We start from the raw sequence: 22786 nt of genomic DNA on the forward strand, positions 1-22786 counted from the left end.
TATTTCGTTCATGATTGTTTACCAGTTTCGTAAATATAACAGCCAGTGCATCTTCATCCGTCGGCCCTTCTACAAGAAACAGAATAACTTTTTTAGTCATTAGCACGTATCCTTCCTGCCCGCCTCATAGCAAGCTCCATCTCATATATATTTGTTTCATTGTAGAGCTTTTCTTTTTGCCCGCCAAGCTTGATCGTCCGTAAATAAGATAACCGGGTATTTTGCGTATTTTTGATATAAGTAGATTTTATATAGCAATTCTCAGGATTCACAGTCGTATAAAGCAGAGAATCGTTTTCAAGGATCTCCAATGGGCGTAAGTTATGTGATGTAAAGATCAATTGTCCTTTAGCTTTATCCTGCATAACTTCCAGGCATTCTCCCAGCAAATACTCATAAATACCAGAATCCAGCTCGTCTACCACAAGGCAATAAGACTCCCTGTTATAGCAGGCAACTAAATTACTGCAAATAGAAATCAGCTTCTTTATTCCTGCGGATTCATACAAAAGCGGAATCCGGTTCTCTCCACGCATGGCAATGATTTCAAACTGCACTCCGTCTTTTCCTTCCTTCAATAGCTTATCAAACGCATTATAAATTTCTATATTGATCTCAGGTATTAATGATTTCATTACAATATTGATCTGCTTGATCGTATTTGCTACATAAGGAAAAACTTCTTTTGGCACCACATTTATATCTGTGAAGCGTAAGAAGATGCCTTCGCCTTTTTTTGGTATCGTATCCGGCCAGTCAATATTAACGGGCATATTTTCCAGATTTAAGGATAAATAACCGTATTGCGCGTTTTCAACAACAGCAAGATCATAAATTCCATATTTCTGAAAACACTGACTCAGTAGAGAAAGCAATGCAGCCTCACCTTCAGTTTTTTCAAAGACTTCCTGTGCTTTTCTTGAAAATAAAAAGGAACTTACCTCCGGAACACCCTTTTCCTCATTATAGTTCTGTGTTGCCTGCTCTGCGACTCCAAGTGCAATAACATTCTGGATATCCTTAGAAAAACGCTCATACAATTTCAACGGACGAAAAAGCTCTTTCCTGCCTTTGTGGTAATCAAAAACAGGTGTGATCCGTTTTCCTTCGGACATTTCTCTCTGGCTGAATTTTTCTTTACTGATGCAGAAGCTCTTCTTACCGTTTTTCAGCAGTTCAATTTCATATTCTACCAGATAGCATTTTTCTTCGATTTTCAGCTCAAAGCGATACTTTACAGAGGAGGTATTACTTGCTTCATTTATATAATAATAAAAATTTGACGGGATCTGACGTCCGGAAAGAAGATATTTCAGCAATACCATACAGTCCACAACTACTGTTTTTCCAGATCCATTGGCTCCGTAGATTCCTAAAATGCTTCCCTTTTTATTTTGGGGCATTTCAATTTCACCGTGTATCACGTTTTTTATGTTGCTTATCTCCATTCCCCAAAGCCGAATAACGTATTTCATCTCTATCACACCTCCTTTCAGCTTCATTCACCTGTACTCAGTATATCTTATTATATCTCAAAAAATCAATTCTTATTCTATTTTTGTTAATTTCTTTAACATTATTTGAATTATTTTTTAAAAACAAATATTCTACTTGCAGTAAACATGTTCATTTCTAAGGGGATAACGGATAATTCTTAATTATTTTACATTTAAAAGCAACCTTACACTAAATAAATGATACACCAATTATAGTTTTAAGAAAGACGAGGGAGAATTTACAAATATGACTTGTCATTTACCAGATGATTTAATTGTTCTGATATCCGGTGTTCCGGGAGCAGGAAAAACAACAATATCGTATGAACTTCTTAAAATTCACACGGAAATCAGGCTCATCGAAGAAACGGATATAATTAGAGATATATTAAGAGGGTATAATATTTATTTAAAGGAAACTTGCAACTTTGAATTTGATAAGGTCTGTTCACATGACATTTTTTTGACTTATGATATGGCAAAAGAACAATGTAAAATAATGAAAGAATCTATTTTAAATATTATAAAACGCCAACAACGAAAAAAAATTCCTACTATAATCAATGGCGTACATATTATTCCAGAGGAATTATATTTATGCACGCCATATCAAAATATAGTTTATATTAATCTATATGTAAACTCTGAAAATGCATTGTGGAATCGACTTAAAAATCGAAATCCTGAAAAATACAAATCAGAATGTATACCATTATTATATCAAACTAACACTGATTTAAATAACAGTATCCATCGTATACCAACTAATATATGTAAAGTATACTCAATTGATGTAAGTAATAAAACCATTTATGAAACACTTTCAGATATCCATAAAATTTTTATAAATCTGTATGGTAATTAGAACAAATTTATAGCTTCATTCCAAATGTTAGAAAATTTGCGAATACACTCTTGACCTCGTGGGGAAGATGCGCTAAAAATCTCAAATTTTGTATCTGTCATAAGCTGGGGATACCCGTTTTCATCAAAATGAGGTTTTGCGTAAATGATGCAATTATCCAAGCGTATAATAATTTCTTCTCTTCTATTTGAGTACATGCGAAAACATTTTTGTAAGAGTTGATTATCACCTATTTGATATTTGGCGCGTTTAATTGTTGCTTTGAGCTCCGGCAAAAATATATCTTGTTGTTTATGAGCATGCTTCACTTCATCCGAATTGGGGTTTAAAAACAAACAACGAAAATCGATTCCAAACATTTGATTATTTAGTGATTTTTCTTCCAAATAATCAAATAATTCCTTGAAATTTCCACCAAATAATTTCATGTTTTTTCTTCCGTATATCCATAAATATTTTCCTGTATACATAAAAGATTGTATTATGGCCTTCCATAATTCAAATGTTTCAAATCCGGTTAGAAAATAGGCAGTTTTATTTCTGTATATAGGGCTTTCAATTCTAAATGTATTATTTGAAATAAGTAAATCAACAAAATCTTCGCATTGAGCATCAACTTTACGATATTTTTCTCGAATTTCATCAATTCTTTTAATAAAATTTGAAAGTAATTCTCTAGTATAAACGGAATCACATAAATTAAAACAATTTATAAATGATTCTTCAAAACTTATACTATTGATATTTATTTCTCTCGCAATATTCATAGGATTATCAATCCAAGAGTGCCAGTTGGGATCTTCATCAAATAATAGTGGAATTACCATTTTGTTTTGACCGCACGCATATCCGGCTTCATATAGTAGCCATGGAGATTTTTTGTTATCACGAGTGAAACACAACAATACTTTATCACATTCAGAAATTTTTTGAATAATTTTTTCTTGAACTTTTTCACCTGCTGAAATGTTATCCTCAGACATAAAAATATTCAAATGAGGATTCAGAGTTTCTAATAAATTTTTCACTTCAAAAGCAAATTCTCTACTTTTGGATTTAGACCAGCTAATAAATATATTATCTGACATAAAAAATGTCATCCTCCTTCAAAATACAATTTTTATTATTTAATAATATTCTGTAATTGAGCTATGGCTTAGATATCTGGGTACAGATAATTAAGAATTATCATATATATTATATCAAATCCTTCCATTCTTTTCCATAAAATTCCTTCCAAATCCAAGAAACTCTAGTTATTTTTATCTTGTAAACTGTATTTGGAATTTCCTTATAATATTTTGTACGCAAAAAAGACCGCCTTCTTTAGCCGATCTCCATTCCGCATACGTAGCTTTTATATGTTTCTTACGCTGCTCCTATAATCTTCATATTATTCTGTGGGTGCATATCCCGTAAGATTTCTGCCTGTTTTCTGGCTGCCACATGAATATAGATCTGTGTTGTCTTTATGGAAGAATGCCCCAGTATCCGCTGTACACAGCTTATGTCCACTCCTTCCTCAATCAGATATGTTGCAAATGAATGTCTGAACATATGCGGTGTGATATTTCTTTCTATTCCAGCCTGAGCTGTATATTTTTTTAGCATCAGTCGAATGGACTGTTCCGTATACCGGTTGCCCCTGCCATTTACAAAAAAATATCCACTTTTTTTAATCGCCGCTCTGTTTTCAGCATAATATTTCCGCAAAATATTCAACACTGAGGTACTGCCAATCTGAACATATCTTTCTTTCGCTCCTTTTCCCATGAGTTGAATCAGCCCAGTATTCAGATTCACATTTTCTGCCCGTATATTTGATATTTCATAAACTCTGGCCCCGGTTGCAAAGAAAAGCTCGATTACTGCCACATCTCTCAGGCAATATTTATAAACCGTCTCCGATGCCTGCTGCAGACAGCCATACATATGGTTTAATAAATGTTCAATCTCTTCACGCGGTATAATTCTCGGAAGAATCAAATTTTCCTTAAATTTGACTTTTATTTTTCGAAATGGACTTTCTTTAATCAATTCATTCTCTTCCAAATAACTATAATATGCTTTGACAGAGGCTATTTTGCGTTTCACTGTTTTTTGCTTATATTTTTTATGTAATTCTGTAATATATTCCTCAATCTTCTCTTTGTCGGGCTCTTCGCAAGCAACAAAAGTAAAATACTGATTGAGATCAATTCGATATGCTTTTACTGTTTTCTGATCCAGTTCCTTTCTATATGTGCAATATTCCAGATACGGTACTAATTTATCCTGCAATCTCATTTTTCGTTCTCCCCTACGTTTTTTAACATTCTCCATATCATACTACCATTTCACCAGAATATTTTCAGAAATTTTACAAACAAAAAGACAGACATATTCCATATCATATTTTCTTAAAAATAAAAAGTACAGCCTTTCGGTTCATCCAATTAGCTGTACTCGCATTTCTTATCTAGTTTTATGGTAGTATTCTTCAGAATATTGCTCAGAAAAATCTCCAACATTCAGATGATGTAACGTTAAAAATTCATGTAAAGTATCATCAGATATCTCATCCAGGAAAAACGGTTTTAATTCTTTAATAAACCCTTTTATCTGATCCTTCAGGATCTTAAGTTTATTTGGACGAATTATCTTAACTTTATGTGTAAAATCTCCCTCATAAGAAAGTGTCTTTGTCGAAATAATCATAAATCTGTCTACATTTGCATTTGGGCCATATTGATCTTCAAACCATGCACAATGGTTATTCATTTGTCCCGCCTCATGTTTCGTGATTTCCTGACGGGTTCCGGACACCTCACTTTTGCATTCAAATAATAAATAATGATCATTCGAACCACACCAAAGATTATCAGGTCCCTTCCGAATTTCTTTATCTGGACGCTGGCTGACATAGCCAAGTAAAGCGCCAATATCTTTTAATGCAGCTTCAAATTTAGTAGCTTCAATACCAAAAGACAAATTATCTAATGTCGCATTAACTGACAAAAACAATTCACTATAATCTGAAAATTTCCGCATATATGTTCTGATATTATTTAGGCGGTCTTGGTGTATATAAGAAATTTTTGTATAATCAATTCCTGTACTCGGTTTTAAAAGCTGTGTATTTTTCTTAAATGCACTTTTTTGAATTTTAATCGATTCTGCAATACTTGTCGGATATGTATATCTTGCTAATTGCTGTAAATACCAACCCTTTTCTGTGTCATCAACATTAAGCCCATCAATCAATCGCTGCATGGAAGAAATAGCTTTCTCATACTCACCTTCACAAAAAAATTGTTCTGCCTGCCGTTCTTTTAAAAGCCTGTCATATACCTGTGATTCTGCATTATCTTCTGCAATCGTATCCATTTCAGAAGCATAATATTCTTTCCAGCCTTCATCACGCACTAACATCTGCTTTATCAAAGAAAGCACAACTTTTATAGGGCTTTCAGTTTTATCTTCTTTCGCCATGTCAGCAATTTCGATGCCAATGTCAATTTGTTTTCTCGTTTGTGGTGAAAAGAATTTATTAGTTGCAATACTCCGCATAAACCGAACCAATTCTGAGCCAATTATTAAAATGGCGCAATAATCTTTTTCACCACGGACACCTCTGCCAATACCCTGTTCAATTTTTTGAGCTATCCGTTTATTGATCAGTTCACTATTTGGACACGCCTGTTCTTCATAGCGATCTGCCAAGCTATCAAAATACGGAAGGCTATCCATAATCAGTATTCGACAACTTTCATCAGGCAAGTCAATGCTATCGATAGGGCAATCATAACAAAAGAATTATCGGACACATGGCTGTCTTATCATGCAGATGAAGCAAAATCGCGCCGTGCAATGCGGCAACTGGCCCAGTACATGAATTCACAGGGCAGTGAATAAAGGATGTTCCGCTGGCACCTGTAATAACAGGTTGGCTGCGATTAGATCTTATTTATGGTACGTAGCTGATGGCGAAATATCGATGCAGTCAATCGCTCTTGGGGCTTCAAAGGTCACATTTATTAAGGGAACACAAAAGGTGAAGGAAACAATAAAGCCAGATGATCTTGCAGCCTTGCTGGCTGCCCCTTCCGACAGATCAAAAATAGGAATACGGGACAAGACTATACTGATTCTTCTGTACGATTCGGCTATAAGAGTATCTGAACTGCGAGAGTTAACTCTTGAATCTTTGAAGCTAAATGAAACGATACCTTATATCCGAGTTCATGGAAAAGGTGATAAGGAAAGAATTGTATCAATAACAGACAAAACTGTCGAGCACTTAAAAAGATGCATAAAGATCTATCATTCGGAAACAAACGGTGATTATCCCCTGTTTTATACAGTGATCAAAGGAAATCTGTCTGCTATGTCAACCGGAAATGTAGAAAGAATACTGAACAAGTATGCAGAAAAAATAAGACCTGATCATCCTGGACTTCCGCAAAAGCTGTATCCACATATGCTCCGAAGAACCAGGGCTTGTGGACTGTATCAAAATGGAGTTGAACTTGAACTTGTATCCCGAATACTGGGACATACTTCCACTCAAACGACCCGTATATACGCATCTCCATCAATTGAAATGCTGAAAAAGGCCATGGAAAACAATAGTGTTGATGTATCTGAAACAGCTGAATGGCTAGATGATGAGGAAGAATTAGCTAGGATCTGTGGAATAAGATAATAATTATCCTCAGCTTTGAGAGTATTTTCACAATAATTATAGGGAATCAATGAAAAGCTGAGGATAAAAATATGCTGAGGATAATCCCATCGCCAGATACACCTTTTTAAATCCGGAAGCATCTGCATCATTCAGCATGGGTAAAAGCCTTTATGAGATGGCAGAGCATTTCCGGTGAAGTACCGGAAAATATCTCAGCTGACAGTCCCCTGGTATTTTTAATACGGATCATTGGCAGAGTTCCTGCCGAAATGCATGTACCGGATTCTTTTGGAGTATCTATTTTCTTTGGATCTGGTGCAGGTGCGGGCAGTTCCACAAAAGCAGTGGTTTCTGTGTCCTGCATCTGATCCAGGCATATCTGCCTGACACACCGGAGACGGTAATAATAGTTGGCTTTTGTAAGATTATTTTGGGTACACCAGGTTTCAACATCCATCCCTTTGGGACGGTTCTGACAATTCCGGATCTGTTCTGCCCATTGTCTGATCCTGACCTGCTGAGCTACAAGGCTGGTTTGCGTAGCCATAATATTCCTCCTCTGAATCATAGTCAGTTAAAAAAGTTAAGTACTAAACTTTTTTGACTATGTTATTTTGTTGAGTATGATTATGGCATAACTTGAAGTGAATAAAAAGGTACTCAGGTTCTACCGTTTACCTAATATCCAGTAACATAGATGTATATGAATGAGTTAAAGTATTAATCTCGTCTTCCGTTTGGCAGCTTTCTAGCGTTTCCTCTACAATTTCCATTAATTGTTCTGCAAATGACTTATTCTTTTCTATTGCAAACTTCTAATATACTATGTGATACAATCTCAGAGGGAACATAAGCCCCTGTTCATATGGTATTACACGATATGTATTTTCTTCATCACAATTAATCACAGGATTAAATCAGGAAAAATCAACATGATTATATTATATCCTCAGAATCTGCTTTTTTCCAGCAAAATAACGCCCCAGCCATAAAGCCAGAGCGTTACATACTTTCCATGTCAAATTACCTTAAACTTTTTCTGTGCCATCGACTTTTCCTTTATAATTTATCAGTCTCCAAAATTTCTTTTTTCGAATCTTAATTTTCTGCTCTTCAGCACTATATTCAGCTTGATAAAAAGTAAAATCTGATAATTCGTCCTTATGCTTTATCAGCTTATCCAGAATCTGTTTTTTATCATATTCACTGGTTCTGATTCCAAAGATAACACCTTTCAAAAGGTTCCAATCAAATGACATATTCTGCTTTTGAGGAACATCAAATTCACCAAATGTATTTGACACAGCTACCCTAAATTCCTTTTCATGTTCCCAGTTTTTTGTCTTGCGATAGGTTTTCGCATCATAGATCTTCCAGTAACGTTTTCTCCATTCCTCTACATCAGAAAATGCTTCATAACAGGAACTGACGCCGTCTACTCCAAGTAACCATTCTCTTATTTGAACCATAGTCAATCGTCCTAATGTCTGGAAAAAATTACATTCAATGGACTCTCCACCATAAGAAATTGCTCTTACATCAAGAGGAATATGTCGCCCTCCTACCTTAAGTTTTGCCTCGTCACCTGTATCATAAATCAGACATACACCCTTATGACAATCTGCATAGTTTCCCCACATAGCAGAATTATCATTTTTTTTAGAAAAACAAACAACATAGCTTTTGGGGTATATCATATCCCTCAACTGAGCCACAAACACTTTTGGAAAATCAGCCATAACAATTAACCACTTTCTATGCTGTTGAACTACTGAATTGCCATCATTATCATATATTTGTTCTTCAGAGCCTTTACCATGAAGAAATATGTCGTTTTCTGCACCTTTCATTATATAGGAGAATTCCTTCATTTCCTCGAATATTTCTTCCATAGATTCAATTGTCTGGACACGCATTTTTTCATTAGAAAAGACTTTCTTTATTGCATCTACTAATTTTTCCACAGAAAGTGAAAAATTAAGAAGTTTAATCTGTTTCTCAGCTTCCTCTGCAGGTACAAATTTATTTTTCTTAAATTCTTCCAGACACCTAATTAGTGCATTATTATGAATATAAAAAAGAATATATTGAAGTTCCTTTTCTGATACTTTCAAACAATTGTCACCATAAACTCCTGCCAGATTTTGTACATCTGTATCCGTTATGAACTCTTCTCCTAATTTCAATAAAATTTTCTCAAAAAAGTTATTTTTATAGCAATGAACATCTGCAACCAAAGTACCATGATATAACGTTTCATCATCGGCTTTCAGAATATAGAGTTTCAATGCACGCGCTACGCTATATATATAATGTCTGAACAATCCCTCCCAGGCCATCTTATCTCCCTGCCAGAAAACACGTACAAACCCTTCCAACGGATCATTTAACTCTTCTTTCGATGCAAAATGAAAAGTGCCATTTTCAATTTCTAATAATGCACTGCTTATTGAACGGTAGTGGTATAATTTCATTTTTTCCTTCTTTCGATAAATTATTCAAATAGTTATGATGAAGTCTGCTCTTCATAAACCATGGATTGACATGCAGCTTCCTATACGAAAGCTTAATACCTATCTTCTATTTTTTCTTTGTGAATATCCATTTAGGTATTATTACCGTCTCATAACCAACTCTCTCACTTCGAACATGTAGTAAAAAATCTATCGTACCAGATAAGGAATGTTAAAACTGTCCAGATTTTACGGCTGTTATCTGCTTTTTTATCTTTATGGTCGTTCAGGAGCTGGAGCAGTTTCTCTGTATGGAAAAATTCTTCTGCTTCTTTCGAGGTAAATAAATCTGTTACCATCTGATACCAGTCATTCTGCCGCAGCCACACACGGATTGGAATGGGAAAACCAAGTTTCTTCCGTTCATTGGTTTCCTGTGGAAGAAATTCTGAAACAGCTTTACGGAAAATATATTTGGTTGTACCTGCTGCAATCTTGGCTTCTTTCGGAAGCTTTGCTGCAAAGTTAAAAACTTCTTTATCCAGAAATGGTACCCTGACTTCCAGGGAATGTGCCATGCTCATTTTATCTGCTTTCTGCAAAATATCGCCAGGAAGCCAGTAGTTCAGATCTATAGACTGCATTTTTTCCATGTCTTGAAGTGAGCCTCTGTTTTCTGACTCAAGCTCTTCATAAAATTGACTTAAATATTCCTGCGTGGAAGGTCCTGTTACTTTATTTTTCAAAATCTGTGCTTTCTCTTTTTCACAGTAAATATATGCATTTCCGATGAAGCGTTCTTCTACTTTCATTCCTGCGCGGATAAGGAAATCCCGTCCTTTCACATCTGGCAGCTTTGCAGCCAGTTTTCTGACAGCGCGTCTGAGCACGAACGGAATCCAGGCAACTTTCTTTAATGCTTCAGGCTCTCTGTAAATATTGTATCCACCGAAAAGTTCATCTGCGCCTTCCCCGGAAAGGACTACCTTAACATGTCCGGCAGCCTCCTTGGAAAGAAAATAAAGTGCAACTGCAGAGGCATCCCCAAGTGGTTCATCCATATGATACATCACATCTGGAAGGGCGTCCCAGAATTCCTGCTTGGATATGATTTTCACATGGTGTTTCAAGCCTGCTTTTTCTGCCACTTTGGCAGCTTTGTTTACTTCACTATATCGGTCTCCCTCATCAAATCCCACTGTGAATGCCTGATCTGCGCCGGAGGCAGAAGCCAGATACCCGGAGTCCACTCCCCCGGATAAAAACGCGCCGACTTCCACATCGCTTAACATGTGGTGCTTCACCGAATCCTTTAAAATCTCTGCAAGCTGGCTCCGCAGCTGATCCATATTCGTCTTACGGTTCCACTTGCCAGGTGTAAGCTTTGTTTTGAAATAAGTCTTTATTTCATAGTTTCCGTTTTTATATAAAAGCATATGTCCGGGCATAAGTTTATAGATTCCCTTAAAAAAGGTCTCTTCCAGAGGGGCATATTGAAATGACAAATACTGCTCTAGGGCCTTCTGATTTACTTTTCTTTCATAGCCTGGAAATGCAAGAATACTCTTAATTTCAGAAGCAAATACAAAGTGTCCATCTATTTCGGCATAGTACACAGGCTTAATTCCAAAGAAATCCCTTGCAAGCATCAAAGTCTGCTCTTTTTCATTCCATACTGCAAACCCAAACATTCCCCTGAGCTTATCCAGTGCCTTCTCCCCATACTGTTGAATGGTATTTACCAGAACTTCCGTGTCAGAATGGGTACAGAAAGAAATGCCGGAAGCCTCAAGTTCTGCCCGCAGTTCCTTATAATCATAGATTTCCCCATTAAAAACAATATGCAGGTTTCCGTCCGCACTTTCCATAGGCTGCTGCCCATCTTCTAAATCAATAATACTAAGTCTTCGAAAGCCCAGCGTAATCTTCTCCCTGCAAAAAGAGCCTTCACTATCCGGGCCTCTATGTTCAATGGCCTTCATCATCCTTTCAATTACTGTCTTCTGATCCTGTCTGTAACCTGTAAATCCACAAATCCCGCACATTTTTTCCTCCGTATCCATTTGATGTAGTTTAGACACTGCAACGACTTTTGTTACAGTCCAAAATTATTTTTACCGATATTTTATCATAAAAATGTCTGTTTGTTGTAAAATAAAAATGTCTTTCTTATCAAATACTTATATTTCAAAATAGCTTTTATATCTCATATAACATTTTATAAAAAAAGAAATGTTTTCCATTCCCTTATTTGCTTACGGAAAACGTTTCTTTTCATTTACTCTTCATGAAGATTTCCGTTCTCATCGATCCAGGTTCCGTCTCCGTTATTGTAAAGGACTCTGGATTCTTCATCACCTTCACCTGCTGCTACAATTTCCATTCTGTTCATCAGAGGTGTATTATTCCAAAGAACAAGCATAATATCCAGTTCTGATTCTGGAAGTCTCTGATATGTTTTTTTCACGCTCTCATTCTCCCTCTTTCTACAAATGTAGGAACGATTTTATTATATCATATCAGTCTATTTCTGTATAGCTGTTTCCATTCTCATCAGAGATTTCGCTTTTAGTTTGTTACTGTTCAAAGGTATGTATAAGTCATTGTAAAAAGTGACGAAATTATTTTCTTTATTTTGTGGATAATTATCTTCAGCAGAAAAAACTGTATTTATAGTTTTTTCTGCTGTTCTTTTTCACAAAAGTTATACACCGAATCCTATCCATTCTTTCAGACAGAGGCCTTATATCTACTCATTTCCAATCTTATAATGGAGATTTATCCACAGTCAGATTGCCCAATGGGTCATTTCCGGAAATTCGCTTTTTTCCTGCATTTCTGCTATACTTTTTTCAAGAAAGAGAGGTTGTTTTTATGGAGATTGATTTTATACAGGAACTAAAAAAACGTGATGAACTTCTTGACGGCTATCTCAGGCAGATCGAGATCCAGGAGAAATTCATCCAGAAACAGAAAGAGCTGATCGAATATCTCGAGGATCATATCTCAAAGATCACAGATATCGTCAGCAGTGTTTAGCAGGACTGTACCGGAGGAAAACGTATGCCTGATACTTATGATCATATCACTCTCATGTGTCGGCTGAAAGCTGCACAACGCAGAAACAAAGAACTGGAATCTGGTGAAAGATATATCCAGTTAGAAGAACTTCATCAGAAAGAGTACAACGTTTATGAACATAAGATTGAGAAGCTGAAAAAAGAACTTGCAGATGCGTACAAAGAAACGATCCGTGTGCGCAATTACTGGTTTCAGGTACTGGAGGATATGCTCCGGGAGTTTGAAAAGGCACAAAAAAGGTCCGCGCAGGAACTCCGAAAAATGGAGATCCGTGCACTGAATGCAGAAAAACAAAGAGATGATGCACTGGATAAAGCAGCCGTTTTCAGACATCAGTTTTATGAAACGGCATCCAGACTGGAAGAAGAACAGGGCATTTCTGTCCGACCTGACGGGTGGAAAACTGAATATTTCCAAAGGCATGATAAGCAGACTAAACCGGGAGTTTGCTTTAAAAACTGAACCTGAACGCAGGTCTGCCTATGCAGATATGCTGCTTTCCCCTGTTATGCATACAGATTGTACAAATGCCAGGGAAAACGGAAAGAGCTGCCAGGCATATGTCTGTGCAACACCGGACGGAAAAGCCCTGTACTTTGCCCGCGAGAAAAAGGGACACGAAGGAGTAAAGGGTACGGTTACAGAAGACTATCAGGGGATCCTTGTCCATGACCATGATATTACCTTTTATAATTATGGAGCAGATCATCAGGAATGCCTTGCCCATGTACTGCGGTATCTGAAAGCCAGCATAGAGAACGAGCCAAACCGTACCTGGAATAAAAAAATGCATGCATTGGTGCAGGAAATGGTCCACTTCCGAAATGGATGCCGGCAGCCACACGGACCAGATCCGGAAATAGTCTCATCCCATATTTTCCTGCGGCACTCATCTTGCTTTTTTTAATCATCTTTATAATAATCAGCTACCTCGATCATGCCACGGATTCCGTTAATAGGAGTTCGGATATCATGACTCATTCGCTGCAGAAATTCTGTTTTTGCATTATTTGCCATGTCAGCCCTCTGAGCTTCTTGCAAAAGTTTCTGCTTATAGGCTTCTTCCTGCATCATCTGAATCTTCAACAATTGCGCATTTGATCTCCTGCGGAAGGCAAATACGGAAGCAACCACAAAGATATACAACAGTAACACGACCAACAGGTTTTTAAAAACAGAAGCAAACGCCATTTGCTCATCTATAAACATATAAACATAATAATCACGCCCCTTAGTCATTCTGCCAATATATCTACATTTTCTGTCTGAAACACGGACCAGTTTGTTAGCTGGTTTCTGTTTTACCTGTTGGATAATATTAATACCTTCAGAGCTCAGTCCAATCAGATTTTCGTCGTTTGAAGCAACCACATTTTTTCCATCTGTTACAACAATCATTCCGCTGGAATATGTATCATAGCCACTAAAAAGGCTCTGGATCGTAAGATTATAGTTTCTGGCATACTCAGCCGTTGTATGATAAAAAGTAATAATTATGCCTTTTTCGTCAGAACGTCCATATGCAGCCAGATCCACCTGTGATCCATCCTCAAGAACGATACTTGCAGCATATGTTTTTCGGGGATAAGCAACTACATCAAGTACTGTTTTCTTTTGAATCTCATTCTGTAAAGCCCGGGAATTAAGATTGTCTGTACTGTATTCACATTTTACCTTTCCGTTTACATCAAGTATAATAATTCCGGTAAGTTTCTGCTCCTCTGCATATGTTTTCAGCTTATCCTTCGTAACTTCATCCTTTGTATACGTCAGATTACGATTAACCTGCTGAGCATTTTCAATTGCACGCATTAAACCTTTTGTTTGGGATGCTTCATTATATCTGTTATAAATATAACATTGTTCTTTCACATATTTCAGAGTCTCGTCCATTTGCCTGGCAACTGCTTTTATATCGGTTTTTACAGAATAAACTATAGTTATCAGAAACAGAAGCAGTCCTGTAGTAATAATGATGATTTGAATCTGCCGTCTGGACAGTTTAGTTATTTTCAATTTTGTCCACCTCCAGATATCCACTGGTTTCGGGAAGATATTTTTTTAGAATTTTCTCTTCACTTCCATCTTTTCTCATTTCTTTAAAGATTTCTGTGAGTTTTTCCGGAAGTTCACTATCCGTGTTTTCAGGAAAAGCTACTCCAATTCCTGTAGTCAGGATAGCTTCGTCCAGGATTCTTATCTTTGCCCCGTAATCTTTTATATACTATTGTACGGAGGTTTCATGAGCTGCTATGGCATCAACATAACCTTTTCCAAGAGAGGTAAAAAGCAGTTTTCGGTTTTCTAAGCTATACACATCTTTTACCAATGGAATAGCAGGATTCATCCTGTTAAGAAAGATATCCTCAGGCTTTGTGGAAGCCTGTACTGCGATTACTTTTCCCGACAGATCACTAAGCTTCTTTATATTACTGTTTTCATTGACTGCAACGACCTGCCGGCTCACCATATATGGACCTGCCCACTTATAATCATTCTCCCGGCCATCCATGGAAAAGCACCCCCATAAACAGTCTATCTCCTTATTTTCCAGGTCTTTATCTTTATCATCCCATACAATCTTTGTAAATACCGGCTTATAACCAAGGCGCCCCAGAGCTTCATTTGCAATGTCAACATCAATCCCTGCCGGTTCCCCATTTTCATCGGAATAATTAAAAGGTGGAAAATCGTCACTTCCAATGATTATCTCTGGCATATTTTCCTGTGAAGATGTACTTTTCTGTGTTGTAACTGAACATCCTGATATCAGTAATATCCCAAAAGCAAACAAAAACGGTATTACTGCCATGTACTTAGATTTCATGCTATGTACCTCAACAATTTTCTCTGATTTTTTTGGATTTTACGTCATTATAATAACTCTGTTTATACTGAATTTACATAAAAGATATAATACAAAACATGCACAAAATTTTAAAAAGAACAGGTGATTTTTCAAGTGGATCATGTTATGTAGATTTCACTCAGAGTAGTACTCCTTCACTTTCCCTCTGAAACTCCATCTTCATTTTTACTTTTGCCAGTTTTATTTCCGGTATTCCTTCAGAAATGGACATAAAAAGCGCCATAGGTTTTTTCCAATGCCTATGGCGTGTAAATAATTTTCTACTCTGCGGATACCTTGTTTATGATTGTCTGCCTGAGCAGGCGTCTATGCCAACAGATTTCTCTATACTTTTGAAATTTTATGATACTCTTTTTTCTCTGGAAAATACAAAACTATACAATAAGTTAAATCGTCTGCGTTAACTTCCATTCGCCCATCCATCTGCTCCATCATAATAGAAATATTGTGCAACCCAATCCCTGTTTTTTGATGCTCAGAATCAAACCTGGTAATACTATTTTGAATACTGATTCCTACTTCTTCATTCCCATAACAAAGCTGTATACATACCTCATTTTCATGTTTTCCATATTTTTCAATATTAGAAATAATATTATTCATAATTCTGCCAATAAAATCTGTATTTATACATACAGATATCTGTCTCCACTCCAACCGATCTGTATTTACTTTAAATCCTTCATATTCCAGTAAAGCACACAGTTCAGAAAGATAATCACCAAAAGCACACATAATATCTTCTGCAGGTTCCAGTTCTATATGGTGTCGTGAATTTACAAAAAAATATTCAAACATCTGCTCCGACAAATCTCTGATCTGAAGTACACGATCAAAGGCTTTATTTATATATTCCTGAGTAACCGCACCTTCTTTTTGCTGCTTTTTTAGAATCTCAAGATATGCCATCAAACCAGTCAGAGGAGTACGCAGATCATGTGACATTCCTAACACCAGCTTCTCCTGTGCACTCTTCAGGTCATACTCTATCTGCTCTTTTTTCACCAATGTTTGTCTCATATGTTCCAGTCCACTGGCTAACTGTGCAATTTCATCTGTTCCCTGAACAGTTACATTCCCCTGCAAATTTCCTCTGCTGATTATATTTACCTCTTTCATAAGGCATTGTATATATTTTACATTCTCATACATTCCAGATACAACAATTCCAATACACGCCGCGACTCCAAGTACAACAGAAAAGACCATCAATATGTTAAAATATTTATCCGCTGTTCCTTCATATATATATACATCTGCCGTTCCATCCTTAAATGAAATTCTGTGGTACATTCTCCATGTCAGATTTGGTATTTCTCTGCTGCCATACATAATTTTTCCGTTGTAGGAAATATCAAACAACAGCCATTTTCCCCTTGAAATCGTGAAGTCATCAATATTTCGTTCTGTACCCCATTTTTTCAACATTTTATAATCAGATGCACTCAACTTATTTTGTGTAACATACTCCTGAAGTTCTTCTGCACGTTCTGTCTCTTCAGCATAAACATATCCTGTACGAAAGAAAAAGCGTTGCAGTAACCCCTTTCCCCCGAAATATGTCACGCTTAACACTAATAAACCTGCTAATAACCCCTGCATAAGATAGCAAATTATCTTGCCTGTCAAACTATTTCCGCAAATTTTATCCAAGGCGATATCCCTTTCCCCATACGGTTTGAATCATCTTTGGCTTTTGTGGATCATCTTCGATTTTCATTCGTAATCTTCGGATATGCACCATAACAGTATTTCCAGATGAATATAAGAACGGCTCCTCCCACAAACTCTCATAAAGATTTTTTACCGAGAATACCTTTTTCGGGTTTTCCATCATAAGCAATAAGATTCTGTATTCCATTTCTCTGAGACTGATTTCCTTTTCATTGCGGAATACCTCATTACATTGAGTATTCACTTTTACTTTTCCATATTCAATCCAATGTTCTTTTGTCTTCTCACCTTGTAATGTCTGACTATATACATGATATCTTCGTAGTAACGCTTTAACCCGGGCAAGAAGTTCCGCATACGAAAATGGTTTCACGAGATAGTCATCACCTCCTGCCATAAGTCCGAGTAATTTATCAGATTCCTGACTTTTGGCTGTCAGAAACAACACTGGAACATGTGAGATTTTTCGAATTTCTTCACAAGTTTTTATCCCGGATATTCCCGGCATCATAATATCAAGAATAACAAGGTCAATATCATCTGATACTTTTTTCAAACACTGATATCCATCCTCTGCTTCCTGAACAATATATCCCTCACCTTCAAGAAGTATCCTCACTCCTTCTCTAATTGCTGCATCATCTTCTACAACCAAAATATGATTATCCATTTTCATCCTTTCGTCTTCTAAACTGCATATACCCATATTTGCTGACATTGAGAAATCAGGGTCGTATATTCCCATTTTTTTGAACTGTTTGTATAGCTGAATGGATCGTTTACAGAAAATTTCTTTCTGGAATAATCATAAATAACAATAAAATGCCCTGAATTTGTAAAATCTCCGGGACCCATAGCACAGATTATCAGATTTCCATCTTTAAGTCTGTCGGCCATTTCCTGTTCTCCCAGCATATCAAATTGCGAAGCAATTACACCGTAATCCAAAGCAGCTTCTCTCATGAATTTCCAGGATGTTCCAATACCCTCTACATAATATCCCTCGTTCATGGATTTTTGCGCAAGCACAGGTGGTGTTGCCTCTGTATTTCTGGTTAAACTGTATATTACCATTGCCATGCACGTCGGACCACATCCGGAAATTCCTATATCACTTGTTCCATAAGGTTCATATCCCCATCTTTTATCCCATTGAATAAATAAAGGAACTTTTTTCTTCCGTTCCTCAAATGTAAGTCCTTCAGAAGACTTCTTATGTACATCATTGTATCCTTCGACAAATTCCAGCATTTCCGGATTTCTTTTTAAATCCTCTAAAAGAATATCCGGATAATTTTCTGTATGTAAAAATATCTTCTTCCACTCTGCACTTTCCATTATCTGTTTTTTGTAAGCGTCTGTCAATATAATACCCTCTTCAGTTTTTTTCGCTCTTACTGTCACAACTATCCATGCTGCCAGAATTAAAATCAGAAGAATAATTTTACTACAACTTTTTCCCATATGTTTTTTTCTTTTTTTCATCATAAATCACCATTAATATGATCCCGGTAAATCCTGCCATTGTTGGAATTGAAGCTGTAAACCCTACCGAACCATTAATTCCTGTAAGCAACATATTTTTACTATTTACAGTATACATCCATATTGCAGGAAAGTTCTGTGCCACGTCAATATGAAAAATCTGGCTTTCTCCTGATAGAATATTATACAGACAATGAATCATAACCGAAGACCATATAGAACCTGTCTGCTCTGTAACAAGTGCCAATGCAATTCCTGCAATTTCAACAGAAATAATCATCATAATTACTTTTTCTATATCAGAAGTATCAATCCCATCAAAATGATAAACAGCGAATAAAAAACTTGAAACAAACACTGCACATTTCTTTCCAAAAGTATTCTGAAGCAATCTTAAAATCATACCACGAAAGACAATTTCTTCTGTTACTGCCGCTTTAATACCTGATGATAAAATAGAAATTGTAACTACATCTATGATTTCTTTATATGTAAGGTTTCCTTTTTCAAATGTTCCCTTTGTAAAAAATATATAAAAAAGGCATATTAATACCGGCATTAATACCGCTGTTATACACCACTTTTTTTTCGGAAGCGGCATTCCTAAAAACAAATCCTGCATTTGAATTCTTATAATATACTTCGTATATAAATATATCATGGTCAGCAGGCTCAAAATCGCAAATGTCACATATAGAATTCTCACATATGGATTCTTCTCACATATCCCATATGCAAATGCTATACTAAATTCATCCGTAAGCTGAATAAGAATGAATGCTATTGCAATATGGAACGTACATTTTATTTTCATAAATGCTCCTTTACTTTTCTCCTCATGTATTATTTTCTAAGAGTTATCTCTTAGAATGTACTTATACAATAACATTTAATTCTTACCTGTTCATTTAACTGTACCTTAACTATTCTTAACTATCTTCAAGCAGATGCAAAGCCTATGACGAAAGCTTTGCCTTAGAAGCTATAGCATCATCCATGGTCATGTTTCCCATAAAATTTGTTTTTCATGTCTACCATCCGAATGCGTCCCGGATCAAAGCTCCGGTTTCTCCGTCTATATAAAACAATTCCTGTTCTTCTGGTGAATCCTTCCATTGGTAAGGACAGCAAAAACTCCATACAGGCCTGTAAACAATTCCATCTGTGGTTTCATCAATATAATATTTCAGACGAATTTTCGTAACTGGAATCGTGATTGGTTCTGTTTTTTCCGTCGTGTCCTCTTCCGTAAAAAATCCAATTTTTCCTTCTTTTACATATTGTCCCACCGATTTCATAATTTCTTCCATGGAAAGCATAGTAACTGTTTCTTTCTCTTTCACCTGAAGCGGGATCGGTATTTTGAAATAACAGTCTTCAAGCTTGAGACCAAATCCTGCGCTTCCCTGGTAATGATACTGGGAAAGTCCACCTGTCGGTATTCCATTCAACATAACTTCTGTGTCGTAATAATCATATCCTTCCGTCATGTTGCTAATTGATTTTCTTACAGAAGTTCCAGCTAAATCAGCTTTGGAAAACAGTTGATTTATAATATTTAATTTCTCATCTTCTGTATTCTCACCTAAAAATCCCAAATCTTTTTCACTTAATCCATCACACTCTATCATCCCATCCGAAATAAATAACTGCAGTCCTTTTTCTTTATTTTCCCAGACCGTTTCATCTGTTACAGATTTTTCCCATCCATCTTTCCCGCCAAACCAGGAGCAGATGTCTTTCTCTGATATATTGCATTTTTTCAGAACTCCCTTTGAAACGTCATCGGTATTTCCGGTAATATCAGCTTCTATCGTAAGGGTTCCTGATTTTCCCGGCAGAGAAGCTGTTACATGGTTTTCCTTTACCTGCAACATTGTTTTTTCCGGATCATATTTTTCATTTACACTCGTAGTATTTGACGAACTTTCCAAATCTGTTGTGTTCTGCGTACTCTCACCCGAAGATGGTTCTATTCCGGTGTCAGCAGCCTGCAATTTCCCTTCTTTTCTATATTTTTCAATGATATCCCTTACTTCATCCTTTAATGGGAGGGTTAACGTAAGGGTCTGAGGCGTATATCCTCTGTAAACGTCCTCCGCAGGAAGTGCATAAGAAACCCTTCCTTCTGAATCTGTAAAAGAACCAATTTTAAAAATCTTTTCGTAAGCTTCAGTGTCTTTCCAGGTATAATAAATCTTACCGTCATAAACAGGATATGCCTGAATAGTCATGGAAAGTTCTACTTCAGAATCTTCTTTTAATATTTTCTCAATCAAAGCGTCATCATACAAAGTAATATGCCCATAATAAAGATCTTCCCCTTCTATTTTATTTAAAGAAGCCAGTGCATCTTTTCCATTCACCGTTGCATGATCACGGCAACCGATCATATAATTCTTTGCCTCAGTGGAAGGTTCTCCGAGAAAACTTAAACCGCCGCCATCAAAATACGCTTCTTTAACAGTCAGCATGGACTGATTCCAATCGACCTCCTCGGGCGTTATTGAATAAGAAGTAATATTTTCTGCAGTTGACTCAGGTTCTGTGACAACCATTTGAGCTGCTTCCTGTTCAGTGACCCCCTGTTGCTCAAGTTCTTTATACAGTCGTCCGATATTTGTTGCAAGTACACCAGTACTAACTCCTAATATAGCAGCTACCGGAAGAAGAATCCGAATTATTTTTTTCTTATTTCCTGAATTTTTCGTTCTTTCTCCATCTGTTTTTTTACTTAAATCCCCCGTTGTTTTCTCATCTGGGGAATTTAAAATTCCACTCAGAACATCTTCCATAGCTTTATCAATATTTTCTGGTATTGTAGTTTCTTCTTTTAAAATCCTTCTGATTTCCTTCATATAGTCTCACCTCCTGATCACCTTTTTTAATTTTGCTCTTGCCCGGGAAAGTTTGGTTGATACGGTATTGCTGTTCATTTCAAGAAGGGCACTGATTTCCTTAACTGAAAACTCATCAAAATAATAGAGTTCCACGATTTTCCTACTTTCTTCATCCAGGCATAAAAGCAATTGTTTCCATTCACAGAGATTCAGTTCTTCACAATGTACCCCTTCTGCAAAATCATCCAGTTCTGCTGCATGGTTCTTTTGGCGGAGAATGTCCTTGCACTCATTTATAAGGATCCGCATCAGCCAGGTTTTAAAATACTTCGGTTCTCTCAGTCTCTGTATATTTTCATAGCAGGATAGGATTGTATTTTGCAGGGCATCAGCAATGTCCTGCTCATCCCGAAGATAAATCCAGGCAGTCTTATACAGGCTCTGCTTATTCATCCGGATTAATCTGACAAATGCTTCTTTATCTCCATTTTTAGCTTCTGTTATTAAAGCATCCATAACGTACCTCCTTTTCTTCTTATAATTATTAGACTTGAAAAACAGCAATTTGCTTTCAAGAAAAAAATTTTATAAAAAATGCCATAGGTTTTCGATACCTATGGCGTGTAGATATAGGGAAAAGCTGCCTTTTTTATCGGCAGTGGAATATTTTCTGTGTTTGTGCCAGATCATCCAAGTCATATGAGTGAATTCCTAATGCTTCTAAATCCATTATCCATTCCTGAACTTCATATCCCAAAATATCTGCGAATATTTTTTTCAATATTCCTTTGTCTTATCAATTATCTTGTATATGGTTCGGTGTCTTTTCCGTCATATACAAATACTTTTATATCCGTATTTTCATCAACATCAGCATGGATGCCTACCGTGTATTCTTCATCTGTAACGTTCAGAAAAGAATAGCAGCCACCCGCAGGAATACTGCCAGATACGAGTTCCTGTTTTCCTTCGCAGAGCAGATGCACAATAACGTCAAAATCGTTTCTGTTCTGAACCGTCAACACGCCTGTTTTGGATAAAATTTTTGCATCAGAATATGTAATTACATAAGAATCAGGCGTTGACTCTTCCGCACAGGTTACAGAACAATCCCACTGTATCGCGGCATTTGCTTTTCGACAGGCTTCTGAAGACTTATATGTTGAAAACATAATCATTGTACTTATAGCAACAATACTAATAATGACCAACACTATTGTCACTTTTTTCTTCACAGCCATCACCTCCACACACAGTTCAATTTGTTACCCATATGATATCATATCTTTTCTTCAATTACATTACCTAATTTTAATACACAGCCATTCGACTTGCTATTACTTTGTTTTCTTCCATG

At 36.5% G+C, this 22786-nt stretch carries 21 protein-coding genes and 1 pseudogene; 5 read left to right on the forward strand and 17 right to left on the reverse strand.

Going from position 1 to position 22786, the window contains the following annotated elements:
- Nucleotides 1–92: 92 nt before the first annotated feature.
- The gene (locus tag LI074_RS11660; RefSeq protein WP_118341845.1) at nt 93–1475 is read right to left on the reverse strand and encodes an AAA family ATPase; all 1383 of its coding nucleotides are present in this window, start codon (nt 1473–1475) and stop codon (nt 93–95) included.
- 268 nt (nt 1476–1743) lie between these two features.
- Between LI074_RS11660 and LI074_RS11665 the strand changes: the two genes are divergently transcribed.
- Nucleotides 1744–2361 carry an AAA family ATPase gene (locus LI074_RS11665; RefSeq protein WP_118340629.1) on the forward strand — a complete coding sequence of 206 codons (618 nt, stop codon included), beginning with the start codon at nt 1744–1746 and terminating at the stop codon, nt 2359–2361.
- Here the strand turns inward: LI074_RS11665 and LI074_RS11670 are convergent.
- From LI074_RS11670 to LI074_RS11680, 3 genes are all read right to left on the reverse strand, one after another.
- Nucleotides 2358–3449 carry a toll/interleukin-1 receptor domain-containing protein gene (locus tag LI074_RS11670; protein WP_173684561.1) on the reverse strand — a complete coding sequence of 364 codons (1092 nt, stop codon included), beginning with the start codon at nt 3447–3449 and terminating at the stop codon, nt 2358–2360. The genes LI074_RS11665 and LI074_RS11670 overlap by 4 nt on opposite strands.
- A gap of 280 nt (nt 3450–3729) precedes the next feature.
- On the reverse strand, nt 3730–4647 hold the full coding sequence (locus tag LI074_RS11675; RefSeq protein ID WP_173698228.1) for a tyrosine-type recombinase/integrase: 918 nt from the start codon (nt 4645–4647) through the stop codon (nt 3730–3732).
- 168 nt (nt 4648–4815) lie between these two features.
- Nucleotides 4816–6120, reverse strand: a complete 1305-nt coding sequence (locus LI074_RS11680; RefSeq protein WP_226839623.1) for a hypothetical protein — start codon at nt 6118–6120, stop codon at nt 4816–4818.
- A gap of 274 nt (nt 6121–6394) precedes the next feature.
- Here LI074_RS11680 and LI074_RS11685 point away from each other — a divergent pair, with 274 nt between their 5' ends.
- Nucleotides 6395–7045: a tyrosine-type recombinase/integrase gene (locus LI074_RS11685; RefSeq protein WP_265107672.1), complete on the forward strand. Its 651-nt coding sequence runs from the start codon at nt 6395–6397 to the stop codon at nt 7043–7045.
- A gap of 127 nt (nt 7046–7172) precedes the next feature.
- On the opposite strand, the gene LI074_RS11690 is transcribed toward LI074_RS11685, so the two are convergent.
- The 4 genes from LI074_RS11690 to LI074_RS11705 form a co-directional block, all read right to left on the reverse strand.
- Nucleotides 7173–7574 carry a hypothetical protein gene (locus tag LI074_RS11690; RefSeq protein WP_118339129.1) on the reverse strand — a complete coding sequence of 134 codons (402 nt, stop codon included), beginning with the start codon at nt 7572–7574 and terminating at the stop codon, nt 7173–7175.
- A 481-nt stretch (nt 7575–8055) separates the two neighbouring features.
- Nucleotides 8056–9501 carry a DUF2971 domain-containing protein gene (locus LI074_RS11695; RefSeq protein WP_118339126.1) on the reverse strand — a complete coding sequence of 482 codons (1446 nt, stop codon included), beginning with the start codon at nt 9499–9501 and terminating at the stop codon, nt 8056–8058.
- A gap of 164 nt (nt 9502–9665) precedes the next feature.
- On the reverse strand, nt 9666–11525 hold the full coding sequence (gene asnB, locus LI074_RS11700) for an asparagine synthase (glutamine-hydrolyzing) (RefSeq protein ID WP_118339123.1): 1860 nt from the start codon (nt 11523–11525) through the stop codon (nt 9666–9668).
- A 233-nt stretch (nt 11526–11758) separates the two neighbouring features.
- Nucleotides 11759–11947, reverse strand: coding sequence for a hypothetical protein (locus LI074_RS11705; protein WP_226824729.1), 189 nt, complete (start codon nt 11945–11947; stop codon nt 11759–11761).
- Between the two features lie 407 nt (nt 11948–12354).
- Between LI074_RS11705 and LI074_RS11710 the strand changes: the two genes are divergently transcribed.
- The 3 genes and pseudogenes from LI074_RS11710 to LI074_RS11720 all read left to right on the forward strand — a co-directional run.
- The gene (locus LI074_RS11710; RefSeq protein ID WP_173698229.1) at nt 12355–12519 is read left to right on the forward strand and encodes a hypothetical protein; all 165 of its coding nucleotides are present in this window, start codon (nt 12355–12357) and stop codon (nt 12517–12519) included.
- Nucleotides 12520–12543: 24 nt separating this feature from the next.
- Nucleotides 12544–13023, forward strand: a complete 480-nt coding sequence (locus LI074_RS11715; protein WP_118339092.1) for a hypothetical protein — start codon at nt 12544–12546, stop codon at nt 13021–13023.
- A pseudogene (locus LI074_RS11720) lies at nt 12926–13429 on the forward strand (IS66 family transposase); the annotation flags it as partial. The gene LI074_RS11715 and the pseudogene LI074_RS11720, both read left to right, overlap by 98 nt.
- A 35-nt stretch (nt 13430–13464) precedes the next feature.
- On the opposite strand, the gene LI074_RS11725 reads toward LI074_RS11720, so the two are convergent.
- From LI074_RS11725 to LI074_RS11765, 9 genes are all read right to left on the reverse strand, one after another.
- On the reverse strand, nt 13465–14577 hold the full coding sequence (locus LI074_RS11725) for a histidine kinase dimerization/phospho-acceptor domain-containing protein (protein ID WP_173698230.1): 1113 nt from the start codon (nt 14575–14577) through the stop codon (nt 13465–13467).
- 208 nt (nt 14578–14785) lie between these two features.
- Nucleotides 14786–15388 carry a transporter substrate-binding domain-containing protein gene (locus LI074_RS11730; protein ID WP_226824731.1) on the reverse strand — a complete coding sequence of 201 codons (603 nt, stop codon included), beginning with the start codon at nt 15386–15388 and terminating at the stop codon, nt 14786–14788.
- A gap of 366 nt (nt 15389–15754) precedes the next feature.
- Nucleotides 15755–17005 (reverse strand): HAMP domain-containing sensor histidine kinase, encoded by a 1251-nt coding sequence (locus LI074_RS11735; protein WP_226824733.1) that lies wholly within the window; start codon nt 17003–17005, stop codon nt 15755–15757.
- Between the two features lie 70 nt (nt 17006–17075).
- Nucleotides 17076–17780 carry a response regulator transcription factor gene (locus tag LI074_RS11740; protein WP_008703658.1) on the reverse strand — a complete coding sequence of 235 codons (705 nt, stop codon included), beginning with the start codon at nt 17778–17780 and terminating at the stop codon, nt 17076–17078.
- 11 nt (nt 17781–17791) lie between these two features.
- A complete protein-coding gene (locus LI074_RS11745) occupies nt 17792–18568 on the reverse strand; it encodes a C39 family peptidase (protein WP_173684563.1) in 777 nt (258 codons plus the stop codon).
- Nucleotides 18552–19403 carry a CPBP family intramembrane glutamic endopeptidase gene (locus LI074_RS11750; RefSeq protein ID WP_118339083.1) on the reverse strand — a complete coding sequence of 284 codons (852 nt, stop codon included), beginning with the start codon at nt 19401–19403 and terminating at the stop codon, nt 18552–18554. The genes LI074_RS11745 and LI074_RS11750 overlap by 17 nt, the downstream gene beginning before the upstream one ends.
- Before the next feature lie 217 nt (nt 19404–19620).
- Nucleotides 19621–21447 (reverse strand): hypothetical protein, encoded by a 1827-nt coding sequence (locus LI074_RS11755; protein WP_118339081.1) that lies wholly within the window; start codon nt 21445–21447, stop codon nt 19621–19623.
- A 6-nt stretch (nt 21448–21453) separates the two neighbouring features.
- Nucleotides 21454–21945 carry a sigma-70 family RNA polymerase sigma factor gene (locus LI074_RS11760; RefSeq protein ID WP_025577142.1) on the reverse strand — a complete coding sequence of 164 codons (492 nt, stop codon included), beginning with the start codon at nt 21943–21945 and terminating at the stop codon, nt 21454–21456.
- A gap of 284 nt (nt 21946–22229) precedes the next feature.
- Nucleotides 22230–22670 (reverse strand): hypothetical protein, encoded by a 441-nt coding sequence (locus tag LI074_RS11765; protein ID WP_118339078.1) that lies wholly within the window; start codon nt 22668–22670, stop codon nt 22230–22232.
- Nucleotides 22671–22786: the final 116 nt, after the last annotated feature.

Source organism: Blautia sp. MSK18_10, from assembly GCF_020553185.1.
GTDB classification, from domain to species: Bacteria; Bacillota; Clostridia; order Lachnospirales; family Lachnospiraceae; genus Blautia_A; species Blautia_A wexlerae.

Bases quoted from the DNA above. Each gene is read 5' to 3' on its own strand.
- LI074_RS11660 (WP_118341845.1), bottom strand. From the start codon at position 1,475: ATGAAATACGTTATTCGGCTTTGGGGAATGGAGATAAGCAACATAAAA.
- LI074_RS11665 (WP_118340629.1), top strand. From the start codon at position 1,744: ATGACTTGTCATTTACCAGATGATTTAATTGTTCTGATATCCGGTGTT.
- LI074_RS11670 (WP_173684561.1), bottom strand. From the start codon at position 3,449: ATGTCAGATAATATATTTATTAGCTGGTCTAAATCCAAAAGTAGAGAA.
- LI074_RS11675 (WP_173698228.1), bottom strand. From the start codon at position 4,647: ATGAGATTGCAGGATAAATTAGTACCGTATCTGGAATATTGCACATAT.
- LI074_RS11690 (WP_118339129.1), bottom strand. From the start codon at position 7,574: ATGGCTACGCAAACCAGCCTTGTAGCTCAGCAGGTCAGGATCAGACAA.
- LI074_RS11695 (WP_118339126.1), bottom strand. From the start codon at position 9,501: ATGAAATTATACCACTACCGTTCAATAAGCAGTGCATTATTAGAAATT.
- asnB (WP_118339123.1), bottom strand. From the start codon at position 11,525: ATGTGCGGGATTTGTGGATTTACAGGTTACAGACAGGATCAGAAGACA.
- LI074_RS11710 (WP_173698229.1), top strand. From the start codon at position 12,355: ATGGAGATTGATTTTATACAGGAACTAAAAAAACGTGATGAACTTCTT.
- LI074_RS11715 (WP_118339092.1), top strand. From the start codon at position 12,544: ATGCCTGATACTTATGATCATATCACTCTCATGTGTCGGCTGAAAGCT.
- LI074_RS11730 (WP_226824731.1), bottom strand. From the start codon at position 15,388: ATGAAATCTAAGTACATGGCAGTAATACCGTTTTTGTTTGCTTTTGGG.
- LI074_RS11740 (WP_008703658.1), bottom strand. From the start codon at position 17,780: ATGAAAATGGATAATCATATTTTGGTTGTAGAAGATGATGCAGCAATT.
- LI074_RS11745 (WP_173684563.1), bottom strand. From the start codon at position 18,568: ATGGGAAAAAGTTGTAGTAAAATTATTCTTCTGATTTTAATTCTGGCA.
- LI074_RS11750 (WP_118339083.1), bottom strand. From the start codon at position 19,403: ATGAAAATAAAATGTACGTTCCATATTGCAATAGCATTCATTCTTATT.
- LI074_RS11755 (WP_118339081.1), bottom strand. From the start codon at position 21,447: ATGAAGGAAATCAGAAGGATTTTAAAAGAAGAAACTACAATACCAGAA.
- LI074_RS11760 (WP_025577142.1), bottom strand. From the start codon at position 21,945: ATGGATGCTTTAATAACAGAAGCTAAAAATGGAGATAAAGAAGCATTT.
- LI074_RS11765 (WP_118339078.1), bottom strand. From the start codon at position 22,670: ATGGCTGTGAAGAAAAAAGTGACAATAGTGTTGGTCATTATTAGTATT.